Here is a 23,789-nt window from a genome sequence, read left to right as displayed (position 1 = left end):
AGCACGCTTCACTGAATGAAGGTCGCGTCTTAAGTTCCTGCGCGGCATCGCGCCCAAGAAAGTGAAAAACTCCGAGCTTCCGTAAGCACAAGACGCAACGGCAATACCGCAACACCCCTGACGAGATCTCTCGTCAGGGGTGTTCTTATTTGGGAGGGCAAAGGGGATCACGATCCCACACAGCCCAAGCTCTTTCCAGGCGGGATTTCGCCAACGGGTAAGATCGTTCCGCTTATCTCTTGTTCGGATTGAAGTGCTTCTGCAGCTTGTGCCCATAAGCACCGTAATCCTTCTGCAACACTTCGGTGCCGGCGGCAAAGGCAGTGACCCGCTGCGGGAAGCGCGTCTCGAACATGAAGGCCATCGTGCCCTCCAGTTTGTGAGGCTTCAACTCGACGCTGCTTGCCTTCTCGAACGCTTCCACGTCCGGCCCATGCGGCAGCATGGTGTTGTGCAGCGAAATGCCTCCGGGCACGAAGCCGCCGCCGGGCTTGGCGTCATACACGCCATAGATCAGCCCCATGAACTCGCTCATCACGTTCATGTGGTACCACGGCGGGCGGAAGGTGTTCTCCGCCACCATCCAGCGATCCGGGAAGATCACGAAGTCGATATTGGCGGTGCCGGGCGTCTCCGACGGCGAGGTCAGCACCGTGAAGATCGACGGATCGGCATGGTCGTAAAGGATCGGCCCGACCGGCGAGTAGCGGCGTAGGTCGTACTTGTAAGGCGCGTAGTTGCCGTGCCACGCCACGACATCGAGCGGCGAGTGATCCATGTCGGCGACCCAGAGCGTGCCGCACCACTTCACATACATCTTCGAAGACGCGTCCTTGTCCTCATAAGCCGCGACGGGCGTGAGGAAGTCGCGCGGGTTGGCGAGGCAGTTGGCCCCGATGGGCCCACGCTCTGGCAGCGTGAAAGCGCCGCCGTAATTCTCGCAGAGATAGCCGCGCGCCGGCCCATTCCGCAGCTCGACACGGATTTTCACGCCGCGCGGAATCACCGCGATCTCGCCGGGCTCGACGTCGATGACGCCGAACTCGGTCGAGAGGCGCAGGTCCCCCTGCTGCGGCACGAACAGCAATTCGCCATCGGCATTGTAGAAGTACTCGTCCTCCATCGAGCGGGTGACGAGATAGACATGCGATCCCATTCCCGCCTGCGTGCCGGCATCCCCCGCCGTGGTGATGGTGCGAATGCCTTCAAGGAACGACACGGATTCGTTCGGGAGCGGAATCGGATCCCAACGCATCGGCGCAATCGGCACCTCCACCTCGGGCGCGGGAGCCGTCCGCCACAGCCCGATATCCGCCTTCTTGAACTGTCCCCAATGGGTCACCGTCGGGCGAATGCGGTAGAGCCAGGACCGCTCGTTGGTTGTGCGCGGCGCAGTGAAGGGCGATCCGCTCAGCTGCTCCGCATAAAGACCGTAAGCGCACCTTTGCGGCGAGTTGCGCCCAAGGGGAAGCGCGCCGGGAAGTGCCTCTGTTTCGAAACCATTGCCGAAGCCAGACATGTAGCCGGCCTGAATGGCGCTCACGATGTCCGTCTTGGTCTGCGTGGGCGATACGGGTTCATGCACGTTCATGATCGCGACCTCCAAAAACAGTTGCATTTGTAACTGTCATTTTTGTAACTAACAACATGATGAAAAAGCTCGAGCTCGAACACTTCCTGCCATACCGGCTGAACCGCATCAGCACGGCCGTTTCACAAGAGTTCAAAGCGGTCTATGGCCGCCATCACGATCTGACCGTTCCCGAGTGGCGTGTGCTCGCGACCCTGGGACAGTTCGAGGAAATGAGCGCGAAGGACATCGGGCGGCATTCGTCGATGCACAAGACGAAGGTGAGCCGCGCCGCCAAGGCTCTGGAAGAACGGCGCTGGCTGAAGCGGCGAGAGAGCCCGCTGGACCGCCGCGAGGAGATCCTGAGCCTGACCTCCCTTGGCCGCCGCACCTATGCCGATATCATTCCGCGCGCCGTAGCTTTTGAGGAGCGTATTCTCAAAATGCTTGGGCCGGACGCCCGTGCGCTTCTTGCCGCGCTCGACCGGCTTGAGGAGAACCTCACACCGGCTGAATGAGGCATGCGTCTCAGCCAGCTGACATAATGCGGAAAAACGGGGGAAATCGGTCTAATGCAGAGTATTGCGCATGTCGCGCTTGTGGTTCGCGACTACGACGAAGCCATCGACTTTTATGTCAACCGTCTGCGGTTCGAACTGGTCGAGGACACATATCAACCGGAACAGGACAAGCGCTGGGTCGTGGTTCGCCCTCCTGGCGATGGAACGACATCGCTGCTTCTGGCGCGCGCGGCCACCCCTCAGCAGGAACCGTTTATCGGCAATCAGGCGGGTGGCCGCATCTTCCTGTTCCTTCGAACAGACGACTTTCATCGGGATTACGCTGCTATGGTCGAGGTTGGCATCAGGTTCGTGCGCGAGCCGAAACTGGCCCCCTACGGCATCGTCGCCGTGTTCGAGGACCTGTACGGCAATCTATGGGATCTCATTCAATTCACGGACGGCCGTAGGTGAACGCCGAGATACCAGAGACTTTAGTCATCGCCGCTTGCGGCACAGGTAGCTGACCGTCTAAAGTTCGCGCCGACAGCCGGAGCCCTGAAGTTCCGGACTGCGCCCGACGTTCCAGATCATCCGATGTCGGGCTCTTTGACCGAATCCGAGAAAACCATGTCCCAGACGACCCAGCCCCTTCACTTTGCTCGCCAACCGCACCCTTCCCCGGTCGCCCCAGAACAACGCGCCGAATTGTTGCGCAATCCGGGCTTCGGGCGGGTATTCACCGACCATATGGCGACCATCCGCTACACCGAAGGCAAGGGCTGGCATGATGCGAAGATCGAGCCGCGCGGGCCGATTCCGATGGACCCCGCCGCCGCCGTTCTGCACTACGCGCAGGAAATTTTCGAAGGGCTGAAGGCCTATCGCACCGCCGATGGCGGGGCGACGCTGTTCCGGCCGGAGGAAAATGCTCGCCGCTTCCAGAAATCCGCCGAGCGCCTGGCCATGCCGATCCTGCCAGAAGCTCTGTTCCTCGAAGCGCTCGACCAGGTCGTCAGCATCGACCGCGACTGGATTCCGGAGGGCGACGGAAGCCTTTACCTGCGGCCTTTCATGTTCGCGAACGAGGCCTTCCTTGGCGTCAGGCCATCGTCGGAATACCTGTTCATCGTCATCGCCTCGTCCGTCGGCGCCTATTTCAAGACGCAGGCCGATGCGGTTTCTGTGTGGGTCTCTGAGAACTACACGCGCGCCGCCCCCGGCGGCACGGGCGCGGCCAAGTGCGGTGGCAACTATGCCGCGAGCCTGGTGGCCCAAGCCGAAGCCAGCCGCAACGGCTGCGATCAGGTCGTGTTTCTCGACGCCGTCGAGCGGCGCTGGATCGAGGAGCTTGGTGGCATGAACGTCTTTTTCCTCTTCGAGGACGGCTCCATGACTACGCCGCCGCTCGGCGGCACGATCCTGCCGGGCATTACGCGCGCATCGGTTCTCGCTCTCGCGAAGGATAAGGGAATCACGGTTCGTGAGGAGCCTTATTCCCTCGATCAATGGCGTGCCGATGCCGCCAGCGGCCGCCTGCGGGAAGCCTTCGCCTGCGGCACCGCAGCGGTTCTGACGCCGATCGGCACGGTGAAGGGCCGCGATGGCGAATTCACGATCGGCAATGGACGCTCGGGCGCGCGGACAGAGGAATTGCGCAACACCCTCGTCGACATCCAGCGTGGCCGCGCCGCCGACCCGCACAGCTGGGTTCACAAGGTCTTCTGAGCCAAAAGCTTCAGGGCGCGCCCTTACTCGCTTGAGAAACATCAAAGGGCAGGACTTGTCCGATGTTAGTCTCCTGACGTCCAAACGGGAGGCGGCCCATGAAACTGACGAGCCCCGCATTCTCCGATGGTGATTCCATCCCCCGGCGCTACACCTGCGAGGGCGAGGATCTGTCGCCGCCCTTTGTCTGGGACGGGATCCCGGCGGGCACAGTCTCGCTACTGCTTGCCTGCGAAGATCCCGATGCGCCACGCCGGGTCTTCTGCCATTGGGTCGCTTTCAACATTCCGCCGGATCTGCCGGGCCTTGAGGAAGACGCGGCGTCCAGCGCCGGCAAGACCTTCCGGCAGGCGGTCAACGACTTCGGACACCCCGGATACAACGGCCCGTGCCCTCCGCACGGAGACAGGCCGCATCGATATCACTTCCGACTGATGGCCCTGGATCGCATGATCCCCGACCTTTCGCCCTCGGCCAAGGGCGCGGATGTCGTTGCCCAGGCGCGGCCCTACGCCACCGCCTCGGCGGGGCTGATCGGCACCTTCGCCCGGGGATGACCCGGAAGAAAAAGTTGCTACCTTCAACGGCACATTCCGCGCGATCCGCTGGCGGCGGACCAACTGCAAGAAGGGCCCATCCATGGCGCAAGGCAAAGGCGAAATCCGCATCGGCATCGGCGGCTGGACTTACGAACCCTGGCGCGGCACGTTCTATCCGCAGGGGCTCACCCAGAAGCGCGAACTGGAATATGCCAGCCGTCAGCTGACTTCGATCGAGATCAACGGCACCTATTACGGTTCGCAGAAGCCGGAAAGCTTCGCCAAATGGCACGCCGAAACGCCCGACGACTTCGTGTTTTCTCTCAAAGGGCCGCGCTTTACGACCAACCGGCGCGTTCTGGCGGAGGCTGGCAGCTCCATCGAGCGCTTTCTCACCAGCGGCGTCACGGAGCTGAAGAAAAAGCTCGGCCCGATCAACTGGCAGTTCGCACCCACCAAGAAATTCGATCCGGACGATTTCGAGAAGTTCCTCAAGCTTCTCCCGAAAAGCATCGACGGCTTGTCGCTTCGCCATGCCGTCGAAGTGCGTCACGACAGTTTCCGGACACCGGATTTCATCGCGCTCGCCCGCGACCACGGCATCGCCATCGTTCTGGCGGGAGATTCCCACTATCCGCAGATCGCAGACAACACCGCGCCGTTCGTTTATGCCCGCATCATGGGAACACGCGAGACGGAAGATCTCGGCTATTCCAATGCCGAACTCGACACCTGGGCCAAGCGCGCGCATCTCATGGCCTCAGGCAATGTACCGCAAGATCTGGAAAGCGTGGCAGCACACGAGGCCGGGAAAGAAACGCCGAAAGATGTGTTCCTGTATGTCATCAGCGGCTTCAAGATTCGCAACCCTGCCGCCGCGATCTCGCTGATCGAGCGGACGCGATAGCGTCTCATCAGCGTCGGGCGCGACAACATAAAAGAAGTCATTCGGGGACCGATCCTCCCGCCAACGCGTTACCATTGTGCTCGCCTGCCTTGCACGGGGCGCGAGCGTTCATCTTGACAACCGATGTCATTTTGCGACTCGCAGGAGGATTTTCATGACTGCGCAGAAAAGAGCCAAGAGTGCGGATTACATTCGCGGCGCGCCAGCTTCCTTCCCCACGGCAGAGAACAGCCGCGTCATGGTCGGAGCGCTGCAGGAGTGGTGGATCATGGCCGCGGCCTGGCAGCAGGAAGCCATGAATTTCGCATCGAAGCGTTTGCTGAAGGACAGCAAGACGATGCGGGATATGATGGATTGCAAGAACACCGCCGATGCGATGGAAGTTCACTCGCAGTGGATGCAGGAAACGCTTCACGATTACGCAACAGAATCGACGAAGCTTCTGGGCCTCGCTATCAAGCGCGTAACGGAAAGCGAAGCGCATCTGGCGAACGGCCATGAGAGCCCCGTTCTGCGCCGCGCAGCGCATGAGGCCGCCGCCCGCATGCCGGCCGAGTAGCGCGACCGATCCTTGTCCGTCCCCGGGAATTTCTTGACGTCGATATCGGCCGACCTTGTGCCAGGACTCTTATAAAGTCTCTTGCAAAGCGGCGCGTGCGCTGAAAAAGCAGTCGCGAGACATTTTTCGGAGTGCGCCTTGTCCGACAGACAGAGAATCGAAGAACTGCGCTTTTCCGCTTCCCTTCTGGAGGCGCGGGCGTTCGAAGCCTTGACCGGTGCAGGAGCGAACAAGGAATCGGCTCGCGCGGCAACGCGGGCGATGCTGCACGCCTCGAGCATCGGCGTCGACAGTCACGGCTTCCGGCTGACGGAATTCTACGCGGATTCGTTGAGAAGCGGGCAGATCAACGGTACGCCGTCACTCAAAATCAAGCGCACGGCGGCAGCAAGCGCGACGCTTGATGCCGATAACGGACTTGGTCACCGGGCGGCTTATGCGGGCATGGAGCTGGCCTGCGAGATCGCGCGTGAGAGCGGCGTCGGCGCGGTCGGCATCGCGCATTCCACGCATTATGGCGCGGCAGGGGCCTATGCACTCGCGGGAGCAGAGGCCGGGTTCATCGCGATCACCACAACGAATGCCGATTCCCTTGTCGCCCTTCACGGCGGCACGATCCGCTTTCACGGAACGAACCCCATCGCTGTCGCTGCGCCGGTATCAGGCTCCGCGCCCTGGCTTCTCGACATGGCGACTTCGGCGATCCCTTATAACAGAGTTCTGCTCTATCGCTCGCTGCAACGGGAGCTTCCACCCGATGTGACGGCGGATCTCGACGGTGTGCCGACGCGCAATCCCGATCTCGCGGAAATGCTCACGCCTCTCGGCGGACGTGATTTCGGTTTCAAGGGCGCGGGCCTTGCAGGTCTCGTGACGATTCTGTCGGCGATCCTGACCGGTGCGACGCCCGATCATCTCGTACCACCGATGAACCCGGAGGACGGCAACTGGCAGCGGCACGACATCGGCCATTTCTGCCTTGCCATCGACCCGGAGCGGTTTGTCCCCCGCGCGATCTATGATGCGCTCATGTCGCAATATCTGTCGGGCCTGCGCGGCTCGCCCGTCGCGCGGCCCGATGCGCCGATCCTCGCGCCCGGCGACCGCGAATGGCGCGTCAAGGAAGAGCGTGGCAGGCTGGGGATTCCCGTCGATCCCGACACGGCGAAGTTCCTCAAGCTCGTATGAAAGCGACGCGAGGGCCGCTTCATGCGGAGAAACCCTCGCACGGTCAGACGATGAAGAAGTCCTTCTCCGAGATCGTCTTCAACTTCTTCGGCAGAACTGCGATCACAACCGCGGCGCCTTTGCCATTGCCGTCAGCATCGTAAGACAGCGTGCCCTTGGTCTTGTTGTAGATGAGCCGGTCATCGGCATCATGCGCTTTCGACCCGATCCAGAATTTGCTGGCATCGAGCGCCAGCGGTTTCTTCTCCGAGCCCTTCTTGCCAAGAGCCTTGAAGATCTTGCGCGAGAGCCAGATCGTGTCGTCCTTCACCGAAAAGTCGGTGATCGTATCGACATTCGACTTCGTCCGGTCGACCTTGGTATCGAAGACGAAGATGTCCCTGCCCTTGTCGCCGCTCAAGGTGTCGGCACCGAACCCGCCGTAAATCTTGTCCTTGCCAAGGCTGCCCTTGATGACATTCGCAGAGGCATTGCCCTTGAACGTTCCCCCGGGCGCACGGGATGCTGTCAGGTTCTCAGCTTCCGCGCCGAGCGTGTAGCTGATGATTGTGTTGACGGTATCGACGCCGCCGTTGCTCGCCTCGATAACCATGTCGCCGGCGTCATCGACGAAGTAGACATCGTCGCCGTTTCCGCCGGTCATCCGGTCGGCACCGGAACCGCCGATCAGAACGTCGTGCCCGGCGCCGCCCCACAACACATCGGCACCACTCGCACCATCGAGCGTGTCGTTGTGGTAGCCGCCGTCGAGCCTGTCGCTCGCATCGGTTCCCGCGCGATTCAGCCCTGCCACATGGGCGGGGCTGCTGTAGCCCGCCGTGATGACAGCTTGAGCCGGCTTGTCCTGCGGCGTGTAATCGGTCGGAGGCAGTCCGATATCGGGCTCCGGGTGCGCGAATGTCTGGTAGCTCCACAGGAAAGCGCCATCGAGCCATTGCCCGCCATAGGTGGTCATCACCTTGAACAGCGCTTCGTAGCAATCGCGCTGTTCACCCACATCGACGACATCGCTGACGATCCAGCCGGGGCTCTTGTTCACGCCGTCATAGCTGCCATAGCCGATTTCCGTGAAGATGACCTTCTTGTTCCAAAGTTCCGACAGGTCTTTCCACGTATCGATGACGGATTTATCGCCGTAGACGTTCTTGGCCGCCCACACCGTCGATGGCTTGATCCACGAATCGACCAGTTCGTCGACGGTGGGATCGTTCTTGTCCGTCATGCTGAAATAGGCATCGACGCCGATGTAATCGAGCTTGTCCCAGAACTGGACCTCCAGCGCCTCCTCATCGGTCGCGGCATAGGTCACCGCACCGTGGAACACGCCGCGAACGGCGTTGATGATGTCGACCCACTTGTCGGTATATCGCGGGCCGCTCATGCTTTTCATTTCAGTGCCGATGACGAGCATCGCGGCACCGGCTTCCTGCGCGACCTTCGCGTATTCGACCATCATGGCCTTGTAGTTTTGGAACCAGAGGTCAGGATCGGTCGGCTCGATCAGTGCGCGCCAGACCCTGTTATCTGTTTCCACATGCGGCTTGAGAACCACGTTCAACCCGCGTGCGACATTGTCCAGAATGGCCTGTCTGACCTGTGCGAGCGTGTCGCTCTCACCCGTATTCAGCTTCATGGTGTTGCTGAACTGGTCCGCCATGAAGAAGTTCGGAATGAGGCTGATGGAGTTGGCGCCGGTCGCCTTGACCTGGTCCATGGCGGCCTGCCCACCGGACGATGCAAAATTGCCCCCCCAGTAAGACGGCAGGCTGATGCCTTCCCAGGTGAAAATCGTCTCTCCCGCGCTCATGGCTCTCCCTCGTCTCACGTTATCTGCAATGAGATATATTATGATATAATGTTAATATAAATCCCTCGGAAACTTTCGCCTGAAGGCCGCACCTGCCGCGGAATGCGCCGCGAAGGCCCTACAATCGGCCTGAGCCTTAGGCTAAAACCTCATCGAGCAGGAATTGAGGGCATCCCATGAAAGCGCGCGTGAAACTGATCGACGGCATGGCTTTTCTCGGCGAATCGGGAAGCGGGCACGGGATCGTCATGGATGGCGCGCCGGAATATGGCGGCCGCAACATCGGCATCCGCCCGATGGAGATGCTGTTGCTCGGCCTTGGCGGGTGCACGGCCTTCGATGTGGTGCAGATCCTGCGGCGTGGCCGCGAATCGGTGACCGACTGCGTGATCGACATCTCGTCAGAGCGGGCGGAGACGGATCCGAAGGTCTTCACCAAGATCCATCTCGACTATCGCGTCACAGGCCGTGACCTCTCTGCGGACAAGGTGGAGCGGGCGATCAATCTCTCGAAGGAGAAATATTGCTCCGCCTCGATCATGCTCGGCGCGACCGCCAAGATCACACATAGCTGGACGGTGGTGGACGAGGCGGCCGGAACGGAAACGCCGTCAACGGCATAAGCCCCGCTAGATCAATCCGCCGTCGCTTGCGACATCGGACGCCAGGCCGGAGCGCAGGGCTTTCGCTGCACCTGAGAGCGCGGCATCCTGCCGATGACGCGGCCTTGGGCTCTCGATGCGATGTTCGGCGATGATGCGCCCCGGCGAGCCCGACAGCACCACGACACGGTCGGCGAGGTAAGTCGCCTCGTCGATATCGTGCGTGACGAACAGCACCGTCTTTCCCGTCGCCTGCCAGACGCGCACAAGCTCGTCCTGCAAGCTCTCGCGCGTGATGGCGTCGAGCGCGGAGAAGGGCTCGTCCATCAACAGAACCTCAGGCTCCACCGCGAGCGCCCGCGCCAGCGAAACGCGCTGGCGCTGCCCGCCGGAGAGTTGATGCGGCCAACGCTGCGCGAGCGCGCCGAGGCCCACGAAATCGAGCGCGGCCTGCGCCCTGCGCTGACGCTCCTGCCGCGAGATGCGCCCGTTCTCGAGGCCGAAGCCGACATTGGAAATGACACGCCGCCACGGAAGCAGGCGCGAATCCTGAAACACCAGGGCGACAGGCCGCTTGCTCGAATCCGCCGCGATGATCCGCGCGCTGCCGGCATCTGGTGTCGCAAGCCCGGCCAGAACGCGCAGCAACGTGGATTTGCCGACGCCCGAAGGACCGACAATCGCCAGAAACTCGCCGCGCGCGACATTCAGGTTCAGGCGATCAAGCACGGTGGTGCGCTGCCCGTCCCGCTCGAAAGCAAGCGAGAGATCCTTGATCTCGATCACGCTTTCCATCGCAGAAGCCATCCTTGCAGCGCCACGAAGGCGGTATCGAGAAAGCCGTAGAGCGCGGCCATCGTGAGCATGTAGACCACCACTACATCGGTCGCGAGAAGGCTGGAGGCCTGCATCATGCGCTGACCAAGGCCGGACACGCCGAAGATCTCGGCAGCGACGACCGCCATCCAGGCCTGCCCGAGCGCGGTGCGCAGGCCCACCAGAATGCCCGGCGTCGCGGCGGGAAGAAGGATCTTCGCAAGCCGTTGCGGACCGGAGCGAAAGCCGAAAGCATCCGCGACCTCGATGAGATCGCGATCCACCGAACGGATCGCACCATGCGCGGCGAAATAGACGATCCAGAACACGCCCATCGCGATGATGAACACCGCCGCCTTGGCATCCACCCCGAACCACAAGATCGCGAACGGCACCCAAGCGAGGCCCGGAACCGGGCGCAGCACGCGTACGATCCATGCGGTGAAATGCTCGGCTCCGCGATACATGCCCGTGACGATGCCGAGCGCAATGCCGAGTGCCGCACCGACGCCGAGCCCCAGAACGTAATGCGATAGCGAACTCGCGACGGCCTGCAGCCACGCACCGCTCGCCGCTTCCTTCCAGAAGGCGGCGGGGATGGAGCTCGGCCCCGGCAGCATGGCGGGATTGACGAGGCCGAGCCTCGGCACGGCCTCCCACAACAGCAGGAACGCGACGAGGCCCGCCAGCGAAAGAAGAAGGGAACGCATAGCGGGCTTTAAGGACCCTTGGCCGCGCGCTCGAAGAACTTCGGCTCGAACAGGCCCTCGAACGGCAACTCCTTCTCGAGCGAGCCAAGCTTGACCTGGTAGGCCTGCATGACGCGGGCGGGTTCGACAATGGCGCGCGGATCGATGAGGAACTTCGTTGCCGGGGACGACAGCGCCTTGCGGATCGTCGCACTGTCGATGATGCCCTTGCCGAGCGCGGCCTCGATGGGTGCGACAGCGCGGTCCGGTGTCTTGGCGATGAGTTCGGCAGCACGCACGAGACCGTTGACGAGAGCCTGCACGGCCTCCGGGTTCTTCGTCAGAAACGCGCCGGATACCGCAACGACCGTGCCGGGCTGACCGGGAAACATCTCATCGCCGAGCGCGATCAGCTTGATCTCCGGATTGCGGCCCTGGACGATGGTGACAGCGGGCTCGCGGATCGAAGCGCCCTCGACGGCGCCGGCGAGAACCGCCTGCTGCGTCGCATCGATGCCCATCGTGACGATTTCCACATCGGCCTTGTCAGCCTTCACAACTTCCCACAGCCAGTATTGCAGCGTGGTGTTCGGCACCGAGCCTGCGGGCTGGGTCGCAAGCCGCGCGGGCTTTCCTTCGGCGGCGCGGTAGGCCTTGAAAGCCGCAGCATGTGCGGTGCCGGGCGTGAAGTACTTCGCGAGTTTCGGCGTTGCCACGAAAACGTTCTCGGCCGTCGCTGTCGCTGCCACCACGCGCACATCGACACCCTTGGAGCGCGCAACGGCCAGGGGCGCGACACCGGCCACATAGACATCGATGGTGCCGGACGCGACCGCCTGAATCATGTTCGGGCCGGATTCGAACGTGGTGAAGGAGAGTTCGACGCCCTTCTCCTTGAGCCACCCCTCCTTGTCCGCCACGAAAATCGGCGATGCGCCAATGACCGGAATGACGCCGACCCGGGCCTGCACGGCTCCTTGCGCGAAGGCCCGCGACTGGAATGACCCGGCAAGAGCGAGGGCGCCCGTACCGGCGAGAAAGCGACGACGATCCATGATTTTCATCTCCTGCCACGGCGTCACCCTGTGCGGAGAAGACGCCTGTTGACAGATTAGGAAAAGAATTTTCTATCTGAATGCAAGAGACAAAGATGAATAAGAAATTTATTCTCCATATCTGATCAAATGAAGAACTGCCCTCTCTTTTCCCGGAGAAAAAGATAAATGGATGCTATCGACATCAAGATCCTCGGCGCGCTGCAAACTGATTCCAGCATATCCATTGCCGAGCTCGCCGACCGGGTAGGGCTGTCGCAGACGCCCTGCTGGAAGCGAATCCAGCGCCTGGAGGCCACCGGCGTCATCGAGAAGCGCGTTGCGCTCGTCTCGCCGGAGAAGATCGGCCTCGGCCTAACGGTGTTCGTCTCCATAGAAACGGCGGACCATTCCGGCGCGTGGCTGGAACGGTTCGCGCAATTCGTCGCCGCCATGCCGGAGGTGATGGAGTTCTACCGTATGGCGGGCGATGTGGATTACATGCTGCGCGTCGTGGTGGCCGACATGGCCGCCTACGATCAGTTCTACAAGCGCCTCATCGACGAGATCCCGTTGAAAAACGTCACGTCGCGTTTCGCCATGCAGCGCATCAAGTCCACGACGGCCTACGCGCTTCCTGCCCCCTCGAAGGGATGAGGTTTCCCCTCGACGCCGGAGGGCATTGGTGATCTTTTAGACACCCGTGTCGTATCTGGAGTGGATCGCTTTGTCCTTACGTCTCCATTTTCACGGAGCAGCCCGCACCGTCACAGGCTCATGCTTCCTGCTTGAAACCAGCACGGCCCGCATTCTTATCGATTGCGGCATGTTCCAAGGTTCCAAATCAGAGCGGGAACTCAACTACCGGCCCTTCCCTTTCAAGCTCTCGGACATCGATGCGCTGTGCCTCACGCATGCGCATATCGACCATAGCGGCCTGATCCCCAAGCTCGTCAAAGGCGGTTTCACGGGGCCCATCTACGCGACAGCAGCCACGACGGATCTCGCTTCAGTGATGCTGCCGGATTCGGGGCATATCCAGGAGCTCGAAGTCGAGCAGTTGAACCGCCGCAACGTGCGGCGCGGGCGGCCGGAAGTGACGCCGATCTACACGGCGGAAGATGCTGTGGCCTGCCTCACGCAGTTCCGCTCGGTCCGCTACGACACCTGGCAGAACGTCGCGCCGGGCTTTCGCGCACGTTATTGGAATGCCGGTCATCTTCTCGGCTCGTCGTCCATCGAGATCGAAGCGACACCGGATTCCGGGCAGGAGCCGATCCGGCTTTTGTTCTCCGGCGATATCGGCCCCGAGCACAAGCTTCTGCAGTTCGATCCCGAAGGGCCGCAGGGTTGCGACTATCTCGTCATGGAATCGACCTACGGCGACACCGACCGCACGGATACGACACCCGAGCATCGACGTATGATGCTGCGCGACGAAGTAAAGGCTGCCATCCGCCCCAATGGTGTTCTGCTCATTCCGTCCTTTGCCGTCGAGCGCACGCAGGAACTTATGGTCGACCTCGTCGGGCTGATGGTGGTCGGTGAAATTCCAAGCGCACCGATCTTCATCGACTCCCCCTTGGCGACGAAAGCCTCCGAGATCTTCCGGCGTCACGCGCACGAACTGGAAAACGGCAAGGAGCTGGTGGACGCCCTTGAATCCCACATGGTGCGCTTCACCGAGAGCGTGGAACAGAGCAAAGCCATCGACCGCATTCACAGCTTCCACATCATCATCGCAGCGAGCGGAATGTGCGAAGCGGGACGCATTCGTCATCACCTCAAGGCTTGGCTGTGGCGCGACGAGGCGACGGTTCTTCTCGTCGGCTTCCAGGCACAGGGGACGCTCGGCCGCATTCTGCAGGAGGGGGCCTCGCGCGTTCGCATTCACGGCGAAGAGGTGAGAGTCCGCGCGCGCATCCGCACCCTCGACATCTATTCAGGCCATGCGGACGAACCGGAGTTGAAGGCCTGGCTGCAAAAGCGCCTTCCGGTGCAGCGCGGCCTGTTTCTCGTCCACGGCGAAGAGCTTGCGATGGATGCCTTTCGCAACGCGCTGCACGGGATTATGCCCGACGAGCGGGTTTTCACACCCGAGATCGACGAGGCTTACGAGTTGTCCCGCGAGAAGGCCACGCTCATCGCGCCCACGACACCGCGCCTCGAACCCGCCATCACGGGGCGACGCGATTGGCACAACGAATATTCGAAGCTCGTTCTCGATATCAACGAGGCGCTTGAAAAGACGGCGGACGCGAAAGCCCGCGCCGTCGTCATTCGCCGCCTGCGCCGTGCGCTGGAGGAGGAGCAATAGGGAGGTGCGCCCTCTCTATTTCAGCTCTTCTCGTCCGTTCGTGTACGACAACAGGTCGTAGGCAAGAAGCCGCTCCCAGATGTCCTCCGCACTTCCCGCGAAGGCGAAGAGGTTGAGATCGGATGCGGTAATCATGCCGTGTTCGATCAGCGCCTCGAAGTTCAGGACGGATGTCCAATAGGCCTTGTCGAACAGAACGATCGGCAAGGGTGGAGCCTTCTGGGTCTGGCGCAGGGTCAGGATTTCGAACAACTCGTCGAGAGTGCCGAATCCGCCGGGAAACACCACGAGGGCGCTCGCACGCATGGCAAGGTGCATCTTGCGCATGGCGAAGTAGTGGAAGCGGAAGGTCAGCTCCGGCGTCGAATAGGCATTGGGTTCCTGCTCATGCGGCAGCGTGATGTTGAAACCGACGGAAGGAGCGCCGGCATCGCACGCGCCGCGGTTGGCCGCCTCCATGATGCCCGGGCCGCCACCGGTGGCGATGACGTTGTCGCGAAGATTGCCGTTGGCCGTGAGCGCCCCACCGCGTTCCGAAGCGATGCGCCCGAAAAGGCGCGCCTGCTCATACCAGAACGCCTCGCGGCCCGGCCCGCCTTCACGCACGCGGGCGCTGCCGAAGACGACGATGGTGGTGCGCACGCCCCAGGCCCGCAACGCTTCCTCGGCCTTCGCGTATTCAAGCTGAAAACGCACGCCCCGCATCGTATCGCCCAACAGGAAATCCTGATCGAGGGCGGCAAGCCGGTAGGAGGGCGAAGCGAGCTGAGCGGCGTTCGAGGGACGGGAAGTCGTCATAACTGACTCTTAAAATGGTTCCGACGTCGTGTTTCCGTGCACAGCGCAGTGAGCCGGCTGCATGAAACTCGCCGGCTTATCGCACGAAAACAAGCTGAACGCGAAATGCCGGGATTTCCCGCTTATGCTTGAACGTATTTCGCTTCGAGATAACGCAGATAGGGGGCCACCTCCAGGCTGCGCCCTGTCACGTTCGCGAGAAGCTCCTGGCGCCTGAAGCGGCGGCCATGCCGCCAGATCTTTTCCCCGAGAGCATCATTGAGCCGCGCATAGTCGCCGCCCTCGATGGCGCTGTGCAGGTCCTTGTCCTGCGCGCGCAACGTTTCCATGACCTGTGCCGCCATGACGTTACCGATGGTGTAGCTCGCAAACGACCCCATGTATCCGGTGGCCCAATGCACATCCTGCAAGACGCCATGCGCGTCGTCGGGCACGGTGAGATCGAAATCCCGCTTGATCGCCTCGTTCCAGGCTCTCGGAAGATCGCCCACCTTCAATGAGCCGTCCATCAGCGCGTTCTCGAGCTCGACGCGCAGCATGATATGGAAATCATAGGTCAGCTCATCGGCATCGACGCGGATGAAGCCCGGCTCGACCCGCGTGACGGCGCGGTAGAATTCCTCCGCGTTCACATCACCGAGCTGAGCCGGGAAATGTCGCTGCAGATCAGGGAAGTGAAGCTGCCAGAACGTGCGGCTGCGGGTGACATGGTTTTCCATCAGCCGCGACTGGGATTCATGCGTTCCAAGGCTCGTGCCGTTCACCGCATAAAGGCCGATGAGATCGGTGGCCAGCGTCGTGCGGACGAAAGCGGGGTCGCCGCCCTGCTCATAGAGCGCATGGCCCGTCTCGTGGGCCGTCGCAAAGATCGAACCAGGCAGGTAATCACGCCGGTAGCGCGTGGTAATCCGCACGTCGTTGCGCGTGAACGAGACCTCAAAGGGGTGTACGGTCTTGTCGAGACGCCCGCGCGTGAAATCGTAGCCAAGCCTGCCCGCAACGAACTCGCCGAAGGCCCGTTGCCCATCCTCCGGATAGTCCCGGAACAGAAAGTCGGAACGCGGCGCAGGGCGCGCGCGGGCCTTGTCGAGGATCGGCTTCAACCCGGCCCGCAGCTCAGCGAAGAAGGTTTTCAGGCTTGCCGCTGTCTCGGTCGGCTCATAGACGGCGACCATCGCATCATACGGATGCTCGGCGAAGCCGACCGTATCGGCATAGGCGTGCGCAAGAGTGATCGTCTTCTCGAGGAAGGGGGCGAAGATCGAGAAATCGGACTTCGCGCGCGCCTCGATCCAGGCTGCCTGCGCGGTGGTGCGAAGCGCCACGCGCTCCTGAATGAGCGCAGCCGGGATACGGTTGTGGTGATCGAGAGCGGCGCGAGTCTGCGCGACGGCCCTGCGCGCGGCGCTGTCCTCGGGCGCGGATTGAACCGCGCGCTCGGCCGCTTCGAGCGCCCTCTCCGTTTCCGGCGCAAGCAGAATGTCCCGCGCCAGCCGGGTCAGGGTGGCGATCTGGTGACCGCGGGTTTCCGCACCGCCTGCAGGCATCATGGTGCGCGAATCCCATGTCAGCAGGGAGGCGGCGTTCAGGACATCGTTGATGGTGGCAACGCGCTCGTGGAGGGCGGCAAGGGCCGGATTGTCGATCATGATTCTTCGCTTGAGAGTTTAGGCGGGCTTCCCACGATACGGCTACGCTATATAATTGCAACCCGACCCCGGCGGCATTTAAGCGCCGCGCTCGATGCGCGCCATCATCCAGTCGATGTCCGCGACCGTCTCAGGTGTCAGCTTCGGCCCCGGCTTGCGCAAGGTCTCGGACGCGATGATGCCACGTTTCCTCAACACGTATTTGCGCACCGCAAGGCCGAGATTGGGCTGGGTCTCATAACGCACCAGCGGCAGGTGCCGGTCGAAGAGATCATGCGCCTCCTTGCGGCGGCCCTCGTTCATGAGGTTGACGACGCCGACGAGCATTTCTGGATAGGCATAGCCTGTCATCGCGCCATCGGCCCCGCGCTCTATCTCGAAATTCAGGAACATACCGCCGTTGCCGCATAGAATCGACACGCGGCGGGACTTTCCTTCCGCATTCGCCTTTCTCAACGTCGTGATCTTGTCGAGCCCCGGCCAATCCTCATGCTTGAGCATGACGCAAGAGGGATTGTCCTCGATGATCCGCATGATGACCTTCGGCGTCATGATGACGTTCGTCACCAACGGATAATCCTGAATGACAAAAGGAACATCCTTGCCGATGGCCTCCGTCGCGTCCGCGTAATAGCCAACGATCTGATCGTCCGTGCGCAGGTTCGAAGGCGGCGCGATCATCACGCCTGCCGCGCCAGCATCCATGACGCGCCTGGTGAGGCCGGACATGGCGGCAAAGCCCGCGGCGGAAACGCCCACAATCACCGGCACGCGCCCGGCAACCTTCGCGATCACCTGGCGCGCAAAGGCCTGTGCTTCGTCAGCCGCGAGCTTGGGCGCTTCGCCCATGATGCCGAGAATGGTGAGCCCCGTCGCACCCGCCGCGAGAAAAGCCTCGACCATGTTGTCGGTCGAGGCTGAGTCGACGCGGCCCTCTGCATCGAAGGGCGTGGGGCAGATGACATAGACGCCTGCGGCGGATGATGTGAGCATCAAGAGGATCTCCCGGTTCTATCTCACTGGCGGACTCGGCGATCAATACATCCGCTTCTTGTCGAGCACGTTGACCATAGCGCCGAGCTCACCCGCGAGATAGTGCGTCAGGTTCCGGCAGAAAATATCGGTGATCTTGCCATTCTCGCTCGGCGCGGTGCTGGCCGAATGCGGACTGATCAGCACGTTCGGCAGGGACCAGAGCGGCGAATCCAGCGGCAAGGGTTCAACAGCCTGCACATCGAGGCCCGCAAAGCCGATGTGCCCGCGCTTGAGCGCCTCGATCATGGCGGGCTCATCGACGACCTGCCCGCGCGCGATATTGATGAGAACAACGCCCGGCTTCATCGCGGCAATGGCCGCCGCATCGATCATGCGGTCGGTCTGCGGGGTGTGGGGCGTTGCGAGAACGACATAATCCGCAGCCCCAAGAACCTTGTGAAGATCATCTTGCCCGAACACGTCATCAGCCGAAAGCTCGGCCCGCCGCTCCGGCGCGGGCGAATTGACGAGAGCCAGAACACGCATGCCGAAGGCCTTGGCGATGGTGCCGGTCCTGGCGCCGATCTGCCCCGCGCCGACGACTGCTATCGTCTTGCCGGCAAGCTCGCCGCAGCAATAGCGATCCCACCGGCGTTCCGCCTGATCCTTCTGAAGGCGCGGAAGGTCCTTGGCGTGCATGAGGAGGACGAGGAACACGAACTCGGTGAGGGAATCCGCATGGACGCCCCGCGCCGTCGTGACCAGAAGATCGCTGTCGGCAAGGCCGAGCGCATGGACACGCCGCCCGACGCCGGAACTCGTGGTCTGCACCCAGCGCACATTCGGCGCTGAGGCAAGGCCGTCGGAAGGAAAGTCGAAGAGGATCGTTGCTCGCGCAAGAGCGGCGCGCCAGCGCTCTTCCTGCTCAGGCGTGCGCCTGAAATCCTCGCGCCCGTCATGATCGGCGATGTAGCGGATCGGTGGCAGGCAATCGGGCTCGTAGATCACCTCCACCTCGGGCGACACCGCGCGAACGCGCGCGACATGCTCCGGCTCCAGAGGCGAGGTGATGAAGATCGTTTGTTTTACGGAGGACATCGGCCCGTCGCTCTCCTGCCAGAACGCGCGAGGGAAGCCCGCGCCTGGCACAGCAAAGCCATGCGGCCATGCCCTCCGTCAAGCCTCAGCGGCTATGCGCGAACATCACATGACGGACCTGGGTGTACTCGGTCAGGGCCGTCATCGAGAGATCGCTACCGTACCCTGAGTTACGCACGCCGCCGTGAGGCATCTCCGTCGCGAACACGCCATGCGTGTTGACCCAGGTGACGCCATAGCGCAGCGCCGCCGCCAAGTGCGCCGCCCGACCCGTGTTACGCGTCCAGATCGAAGAGGCGAGGCCGTAAGGCGAACCGTTCGCGAGACGCAGCACCTCTTCCTCGTCCTTGAAAGGCGTGATGGATACGACAGGGCCGAACACCTCGCGCTGCACGATCTCCGCATCGGGCTTCGTCGCGACAACGGTCGGCTCGTAGAAGAAGCCTCGCCGCTCGGGCGCGGTACCTCCCGCCAGAACTTCAGCCCCGCTCTCCCGCGCGCGGTCCACGAAGCCGGCGACCCGCTCGCGCTGGCGCTGCGTGATCAGCGGCCCGACTTCGGCCTTCGGATCGTCCGATTCTCCGAAGGGCAGAGCCTTCACCGTCTGGGCGAGATCGGCAACGAGACGATCATGGATCGGCGCAGCCGCGTAGATATGGCACGCCGCCGTGCAATCCTGCCCCGCATTGTAGAAGCTCGCTTCCTTCAACGTGTCGATGAGAGAGCCGAGATCGGCATCATCGAAGACGATGACGGGAGCCTTGCCGCCGAGTTCGAGATGGGTGCGCTTGAGCGTGTCCGTCGCAGCGGCGAGAATCTTGCGGCCCGTTCCGACATCGCCCGTGAGCGAAATCATCCGCACCAGTGGATGCGAGATGAGGCGCTGGCCGACCGCTATGCCTGTTCCGGTGACGACATTGACGACGCCGGGCGGCAGAACCTCAGCGAAAATCTCGGCGAGCTTCAGGAGCGACAGCGGCGTGTGCTCCGACGGCTTGATGACCACCGTGTTGCCCGCCGCAATCGCAGGCGCGATTTTCCAGCTTGCCATGAGCAGCGGATAATTCCACGGCGCGATGGAGGCGACGACGCCAATGGGGTCGCGGCGCAACATGCTCGTGTGCCGTCCGTTGCGATACTCGCCCGTCGGCACGCCCGGCATGGTGCGCGCGGCCCCGGCAAAGAAGCGGAACACATCGACCACGTTCGGCACTTCGCCGCCGAGAACATAACGATACTGCTTGCCGCAGTTCCTGGATTCGAGTTCAGCGAAAACAGCCGCTTCTTGCTCGATGCGATCCGCGACCCGCAACAGCGCGCGAGACCGCTCGCGCGGGGTCAGCGCCGCCCAGGCGGGAAAAGCGTCTTCCGCCGCGGCGACAGCGCGCTCGACCTGAGCTTCGCCCGCCGTCGGCAGATCGACGATCAGTTCGCCGGTGGAGGGATTGGTAACGGGCTCCGCCTTCCCCTCTCCCGCCTCGAAGCGGCCATCGATAAAAACCTGCGCGTTCTCGAACATCGGTGTTTCCTTAAATCTCTTAAGGTGAAGTGGGGATCTCGGTAACGCCGCGAAGCGTGCGACCGAACAACTGGAAAATCGCCTGCGATTGCGGGTCGGCCTCGGCCTTCCATTCCGGATGCCACTGCACCGCAATGATCCGCGATGCGCCAAGCGACCCGGAAACGGCTTCGACAACGCCATCGGGGGCCGTGGCTTCAACCGTGAGCGAAGAGGCGAGCTTGTCGATGCCCTGGTAGTGGACCGAGTTGACCGTCGCCACTGTGTCGCCAAGCGCTCGCGCCAGAAGACCGCCTTCGGACAGAGCCACGGAATGACGATGCTCGAACATGCCCACGAAGCTGGCATCCGACGGCGCGTGATGCTTTTCGCCCAGATCGCGGCGAAGCGTGCCGCCGAGCGCGACGTTGATTTCCTGCAATCCGCGACAGATGCCAAAGACAGGTTTTTGTGCGTCGACGACCGCGTCGAGCAGGCGCTCGACCGTCTCATCCCGCGCCTCGTCGAACGGCCCTTCGCCACCCGCAGCGCCGTCGCCATAGCGATGAGAGGCAATGTTGGAGGGGCTTCCGGTCAAGAGGATGCCGTCCACCGCCGCTGCGATGCGCGGAGCATCGATAGCATCCGGCAGGCTCGGAACGATGATAAGGGAAGCGTCCATGTAGCGCGACGCGCCGATGAGATAGCGGTGCATGACGCTGGCCGCGATCTCATCGCCGACGCGGCGATTGCAGGCAACGATACCGAGAAGGGGCCGCGCGGCGCTGGTGTTGTGACGCATCGTTGTCACTCGCCTCGTTCTGCGATGATCCGCGCCCGCCCTTCCGGAACCTGCACAAGAACCTTCTCGCCCGGAGCGAAAAGATCGGTCGCCGGCGCGAGGCACTTCAGGCGCAAGTCGCCGACCCGCAGAACGTAGCGAATGCGCGCACCAAGGAAGACCTGCGTTTCAACGCTCGCATGGAAAGTCCCGGGCCTTTCGGTTCCCGCAGGCAGGAGCTTCAGATCCTCCTGGCGCAAGGCGAGCGTGGCCTTGCCGCGCGTTGTTTCCTGCGCGTCCAGCGGCACGAGCTCGCCGCTCGGCAGCTTTGCCTGCAGACCGGTATCGCCCGTGCCGACCAGCACCGGCACAAGGTTGGCAGAACCGATGAACTCGGACGCGAAGTGGGTGCGCGGCGCGGCGTAGATCTCCTGAGGCCCGCCCGTCTGCTCGATACGCCCGCCATTCATGAGAACGACCGTGTCGGAGAGGCTGAGCGCCTCCTCCTGATCGTGTGTCACGAAAACGGTAGTGAGGCCGAGCCTGCGGTGAAGCTCGATCAGCTCCACCTGCATATCCTCCCGCAGGCGGGCATCGAGATTGGATAGCGGCTCATCGAGAAGCAGGATCTTCGGATCGGACACGATGGCGCGGGCAAGAGCCACGCGCTGCTGCTGACCGCCCGAGAGCTGGCGCGGCATGCGCTCGGCAAGATGCCCGAGCTGCACGGTCTCCAACGCTGCCTGAACCCGCTCGTCCTGTTCCTTCCGCGTGCCGCGCTTTCGCATGCGAAGCGGGAATCTCACGTTCTCGCGCACGCTCATGTGCGGCAGGAGCGCATAGGACTGGAACATCATGGCGATGTCGCGATTCTCCGGCGGCATCTGCGTCACGTCATTTCCGCCAATGCGGATGGAACCGCCCGTGACGCTCTCAAGTCCGGCAATGCTGCGCAAAAGCGTGGTCTTGCCGCAGCCGCTCGGGCCGAGCAGGCTCACGAACTCCCCGCTCTCGATGGTGAGCGAAATGCCATGCAGCACCTTCGTTGCGCCGAAGGATTTGACGATGTCGATCAGTTCAAGTTTTGCCATCTCAATTGCCGACGAAGCGTTGAATGCCGAGAAGCCGGTCGATCACCGCGATGAGCAGGATCGTCAGACCCATCATGAGGGTCGAGACCGCTGCAACGGTCGGATCGGGGCTGAACTCGAGCTGGTTGTAGATCTGGATGGGGAGCGTCACGAGATCCGGCGTGCGCAGGAAAAGCGCGATCACCGCCTCATCGAAAGAAATGTTGAAGGCGAAGAACGCGCCCGCCGCGAGCCCCGGCGCGCATTGCGGCAAAACGACATGGCGAATGCGCTGCCAGCGCCCTGCCCCCATCGTGCGCGCGGCCTCCTCCAGGAAGGGATCCGAATCGGTCAGAACGGCAAGTGTCGTGCGGATCACGTAAGGCAGCGCAATGACCGTATGCCCGAGCCACAGGGCGGAGAAGGAAACCGGGCCGACGGTCGCGCTCCACAGCATCAGGAGGCCGATGGCGAAGATGATGGAGGGCAGGATGAGAGGCGAGAGAAACAGGCCCGCCAGCACGCCCGAACCCGGCAAGCGGCGGCGGTTGATCGCAATCGCCGCACCCGCGCCGATGACCGTGGCGGTGATCGTCACAAGAACCGCGAGCTTGAGGCTCGTGCCGAGCGCGCCGAGATAGGCGCTCGACTCGAAGATGGCGAAGAACCAGCGAAAGGTGAATCCGGTTGGCGGAAAGGCGATGAACTGGCTCTCCGACACCGACACGCCAGCAACGACGATCAGTGGCGCAAGCACGAAGATCAGCGTCACGGCGACGAAGAGCCAGGTGACGGCCCGCAGGACATTCGGAACGCCCTTAACCATGGCGGCGGCCTGAAAGCTTGATGTAAGGCGTCAACGCGAGCAGCACGCCGACGAGAAGAATAACGGACTGCGCCGCCGCGAAATTCCATTCGAGCGTCTTCGTCGCCGATTCGTAGATGGAGCCTGCGATCACGGGCAGGCGAACACCACCGAGGAGAGAAGGCGTCACGAAGGAGCTGACGGAGAGCGTGAAGGCGAGGAGCGAGCCTGCGAGGATGCCAGGCATGGCGAGCGGCAGAACCACCGTTCTCAAGGTTGCGAGAAAGCTTGCGCCCATCGTGCGTGAGGCCTCCTCAAGACGTCGGTCGATCTTCATGACCACGCCAAGAATGGAGAGCGTGGTGAAGGGTAAAAGCACCTGCACCATGCCGATGACGATGGCCGCCTCGGTCTGCATGAGCGTGAAGTTGCGCCCCACGAACCCAATCTTCCAGAGTGTAAAAGGAATGAGACCGCCACGTCCGAGCAGCACCATCCAGCCGAAGGTGCGCACGACGACGCTGGTCATCAGCGGCAGGATGATGAGAACGATGAGCCACAGCCGCAAGGAAGGCGTCGCCCGCGCCATCACGTATGCCAGCGGAAAACCGACGATCGCGCAGAACAGCGTGATGATGATGGACAGATAGATCGTGCGCCAGACGATGCCGAGATAATACGGATCGGTCAGGAACCGCGTGAAATGTTCAAACGTCGTGCCGCCGTCATGCCCGACGATGCTCAGACGCAGCATCTCGGCGATGGGCAGGATGAAGGCGAACGCAAGGAGCAGAATGCCGGGGCTCGCAAGAGCCAGATCTTCAGCGCGATCACGCATGGAGGAGCCCCGGCTTTCTTC

The 23,789-nt window shown here is 62.4% G+C and carries 24 protein-coding genes; 10 read left to right on the top strand and 14 right to left on the bottom strand.

The genetic code is table 11. The features are described from left to right. Window positions 1-232: 232 nt before the first annotated feature. Complete coding sequence (gene hmgA, locus DQW91_RS04405) at window positions 233-1,591, bottom strand: homogentisate 1,2-dioxygenase (RefSeq protein ID WP_112662470.1); 1,359 nt, start codon at window positions 1,589-1,591, stop codon at window positions 233-235. A gap of 56 nt (window positions 1,592-1,647) precedes the next feature. On the opposite strand from hmgA, the gene DQW91_RS04400 reads away from it, so the two are divergent. The 7 genes from DQW91_RS04400 (at window position 1,648) to DQW91_RS04370 (ending at window position 6,991) form a co-directional block, all read left to right on the top strand. Further along, the gene (locus DQW91_RS04400; protein ID WP_342633205.1) at window positions 1,648-2,088 is read left to right on the top strand and encodes a MarR family winged helix-turn-helix transcriptional regulator; all 441 of its coding nucleotides are present in this window, start codon (window positions 1,648-1,650) and stop codon (window positions 2,086-2,088) included. 54 nt (window positions 2,089-2,142) lie between these two features. Continuing rightward, on the top strand, window positions 2,143-2,544 hold the full coding sequence (locus DQW91_RS04395; protein ID WP_112662292.1) for a VOC family protein: 402 nt from the start codon (window positions 2,143-2,145) through the stop codon (window positions 2,542-2,544). Window positions 2,545-2,700: 156 nt separating this feature from the next. Beyond that, window positions 2,701-3,798 carry a branched-chain amino acid aminotransferase gene (locus DQW91_RS04390; RefSeq protein ID WP_112662468.1) on the top strand — a complete coding sequence of 366 codons (1,098 nt, stop codon included), beginning with the start codon at window positions 2,701-2,703 and terminating at the stop codon, window positions 3,796-3,798. 98 nt (window positions 3,799-3,896) lie between these two features. After that, on the top strand, window positions 3,897-4,355 hold the full coding sequence (locus tag DQW91_RS04385; protein WP_112662291.1) for a YbhB/YbcL family Raf kinase inhibitor-like protein: 459 nt from the start codon (window positions 3,897-3,899) through the stop codon (window positions 4,353-4,355). 82 nt (window positions 4,356-4,437) lie between these two features. Further along, on the top strand, window positions 4,438-5,244 hold the full coding sequence (locus DQW91_RS04380; RefSeq protein ID WP_112662290.1) for a DUF72 domain-containing protein: 807 nt from the start codon (window positions 4,438-4,440) through the stop codon (window positions 5,242-5,244). Between the two features lie 154 nt (window positions 5,245-5,398). Next, on the top strand, window positions 5,399-5,803 hold the full coding sequence (locus DQW91_RS04375) for a phasin family protein (RefSeq protein WP_112662289.1): 405 nt from the start codon (window positions 5,399-5,401) through the stop codon (window positions 5,801-5,803). Window positions 5,804-5,941: 138 nt separating this feature from the next. Continuing rightward, window positions 5,942-6,991 carry an Ldh family oxidoreductase gene (locus DQW91_RS04370; protein WP_245410888.1) on the top strand — a complete coding sequence of 350 codons (1,050 nt, stop codon included), beginning with the start codon at window positions 5,942-5,944 and terminating at the stop codon, window positions 6,989-6,991. Between the two features lie 43 nt (window positions 6,992-7,034). On the opposite strand, the gene DQW91_RS04365 is transcribed toward DQW91_RS04370, so the two are convergent. Next, the gene (locus DQW91_RS04365) at window positions 7,035-8,798 is read right to left on the bottom strand and encodes a glycoside hydrolase family 113 (RefSeq protein ID WP_112662288.1); all 1,764 of its coding nucleotides are present in this window, start codon (window positions 8,796-8,798) and stop codon (window positions 7,035-7,037) included. Window positions 8,799-8,974: 176 nt separating this feature from the next. Here DQW91_RS04365 and DQW91_RS04360 point away from each other — a divergent pair, with 176 nt between their 5' ends. Then, on the top strand, window positions 8,975-9,421 hold the full coding sequence (locus DQW91_RS04360) for an OsmC family protein (protein WP_112662287.1): 447 nt from the start codon (window positions 8,975-8,977) through the stop codon (window positions 9,419-9,421). Window positions 9,422-9,427: 6 nt separating this feature from the next. On the opposite strand, the gene DQW91_RS04355 is transcribed toward DQW91_RS04360, so the two are convergent. Genes DQW91_RS04355 through DQW91_RS04345 form a run of 3 tightly spaced genes read right to left on the bottom strand, consistent with a single transcriptional unit; the run spans window position 9,428 to window position 11,960 of the window. Continuing rightward, window positions 9,428-10,195: an ABC transporter ATP-binding protein gene (locus DQW91_RS04355; RefSeq protein WP_112662286.1), complete on the bottom strand. Its 768-nt coding sequence runs from the start codon at window positions 10,193-10,195 to the stop codon at window positions 9,428-9,430. Next, window positions 10,183-10,926, bottom strand: coding sequence for an ABC transporter permease (locus DQW91_RS04350; protein ID WP_112662285.1), 744 nt, complete (start codon window positions 10,924-10,926; stop codon window positions 10,183-10,185). Before DQW91_RS04350 ends, DQW91_RS04355 begins: the two co-directional genes overlap by 13 nt. Window positions 10,927-10,934: 8 nt before the next feature. After that, window positions 10,935-11,960, bottom strand: coding sequence for an ABC transporter substrate-binding protein (locus DQW91_RS04345; protein WP_112662466.1), 1,026 nt, complete (start codon window positions 11,958-11,960; stop codon window positions 10,935-10,937). A 168-nt stretch (window positions 11,961-12,128) separates the two neighbouring features. Between DQW91_RS04345 and DQW91_RS04340 the strand changes: the two genes are divergently transcribed. Next, complete coding sequence (locus DQW91_RS04340; RefSeq protein WP_112662284.1) at window positions 12,129-12,596, top strand: Lrp/AsnC family transcriptional regulator; 468 nt, start codon at window positions 12,129-12,131, stop codon at window positions 12,594-12,596. A 64-nt stretch (window positions 12,597-12,660) separates the two neighbouring features. After that, window positions 12,661-14,256, top strand: a complete 1,596-nt coding sequence (locus tag DQW91_RS04335; protein WP_112662465.1) for an MBL fold metallo-hydrolase RNA specificity domain-containing protein — start codon at window positions 12,661-12,663, stop codon at window positions 14,254-14,256. A gap of 15 nt (window positions 14,257-14,271) precedes the next feature. Here the strand turns inward: DQW91_RS04335 and DQW91_RS04330 are convergent, their stop codons facing one another. From DQW91_RS04330 to DQW91_RS04290, 9 genes are all read right to left on the bottom strand, one after another. Further along, complete coding sequence (locus tag DQW91_RS04330) at window positions 14,272-15,054, bottom strand: LOG family protein (RefSeq protein ID WP_112662283.1); 783 nt, start codon at window positions 15,052-15,054, stop codon at window positions 14,272-14,274. Window positions 15,055-15,176: 122 nt separating this feature from the next. Continuing rightward, on the bottom strand, window positions 15,177-16,703 hold the full coding sequence (locus tag DQW91_RS04325; RefSeq protein ID WP_112662282.1) for a carboxypeptidase M32: 1,527 nt from the start codon (window positions 16,701-16,703) through the stop codon (window positions 15,177-15,179). 78 nt (window positions 16,704-16,781) lie between these two features. Further along, window positions 16,782-17,699, bottom strand: a complete 918-nt coding sequence (locus DQW91_RS04320) for a dihydrodipicolinate synthase family protein (RefSeq protein WP_112662281.1) — start codon at window positions 17,697-17,699, stop codon at window positions 16,782-16,784. A gap of 39 nt (window positions 17,700-17,738) precedes the next feature. Further along, window positions 17,739-18,776, bottom strand: coding sequence for a D-2-hydroxyacid dehydrogenase (locus tag DQW91_RS04315; RefSeq protein WP_198411765.1), 1,038 nt, complete (start codon window positions 18,774-18,776; stop codon window positions 17,739-17,741). Window positions 18,777-18,861: 85 nt separating this feature from the next. Then, complete coding sequence (locus DQW91_RS04310; protein ID WP_112662280.1) at window positions 18,862-20,295, bottom strand: gamma-aminobutyraldehyde dehydrogenase; 1,434 nt, start codon at window positions 20,293-20,295, stop codon at window positions 18,862-18,864. Window positions 20,296-20,314: 19 nt separating this feature from the next. Further along, window positions 20,315-21,076: a gamma-glutamyl-gamma-aminobutyrate hydrolase family protein gene (locus DQW91_RS04305; RefSeq protein WP_112662279.1), complete on the bottom strand. Its 762-nt coding sequence runs from the start codon at window positions 21,074-21,076 to the stop codon at window positions 20,315-20,317. A 5-nt stretch (window positions 21,077-21,081) separates the two neighbouring features. Beyond that, window positions 21,082-22,146, bottom strand: a complete 1,065-nt coding sequence (locus tag DQW91_RS04300) for an ABC transporter ATP-binding protein (protein ID WP_112662278.1) — start codon at window positions 22,144-22,146, stop codon at window positions 21,082-21,084. A 1-nt stretch (window position 22,147) separates the two neighbouring features. Then, window positions 22,148-22,951, bottom strand: coding sequence for an ABC transporter permease (locus DQW91_RS04295; RefSeq protein ID WP_112662277.1), 804 nt, complete (start codon window positions 22,949-22,951; stop codon window positions 22,148-22,150). Next, window positions 22,944-23,768, bottom strand: a complete 825-nt coding sequence (locus tag DQW91_RS04290) for an ABC transporter permease (protein ID WP_112662276.1) — start codon at window positions 23,766-23,768, stop codon at window positions 22,944-22,946. Before DQW91_RS04290 ends, DQW91_RS04295 begins: the two co-directional genes overlap by 8 nt. Window positions 23,769-23,789: the final 21 nt, after the last annotated feature.

Source organism: Microvirga flavescens (genome assembly GCF_003290125.1).
Taxonomy (GTDB): domain Bacteria; phylum Pseudomonadota; class Alphaproteobacteria; order Rhizobiales; family Beijerinckiaceae; genus Microvirga; species Microvirga flavescens.
This window is presented reverse-complemented; position numbering and strand designations above follow the sequence as displayed.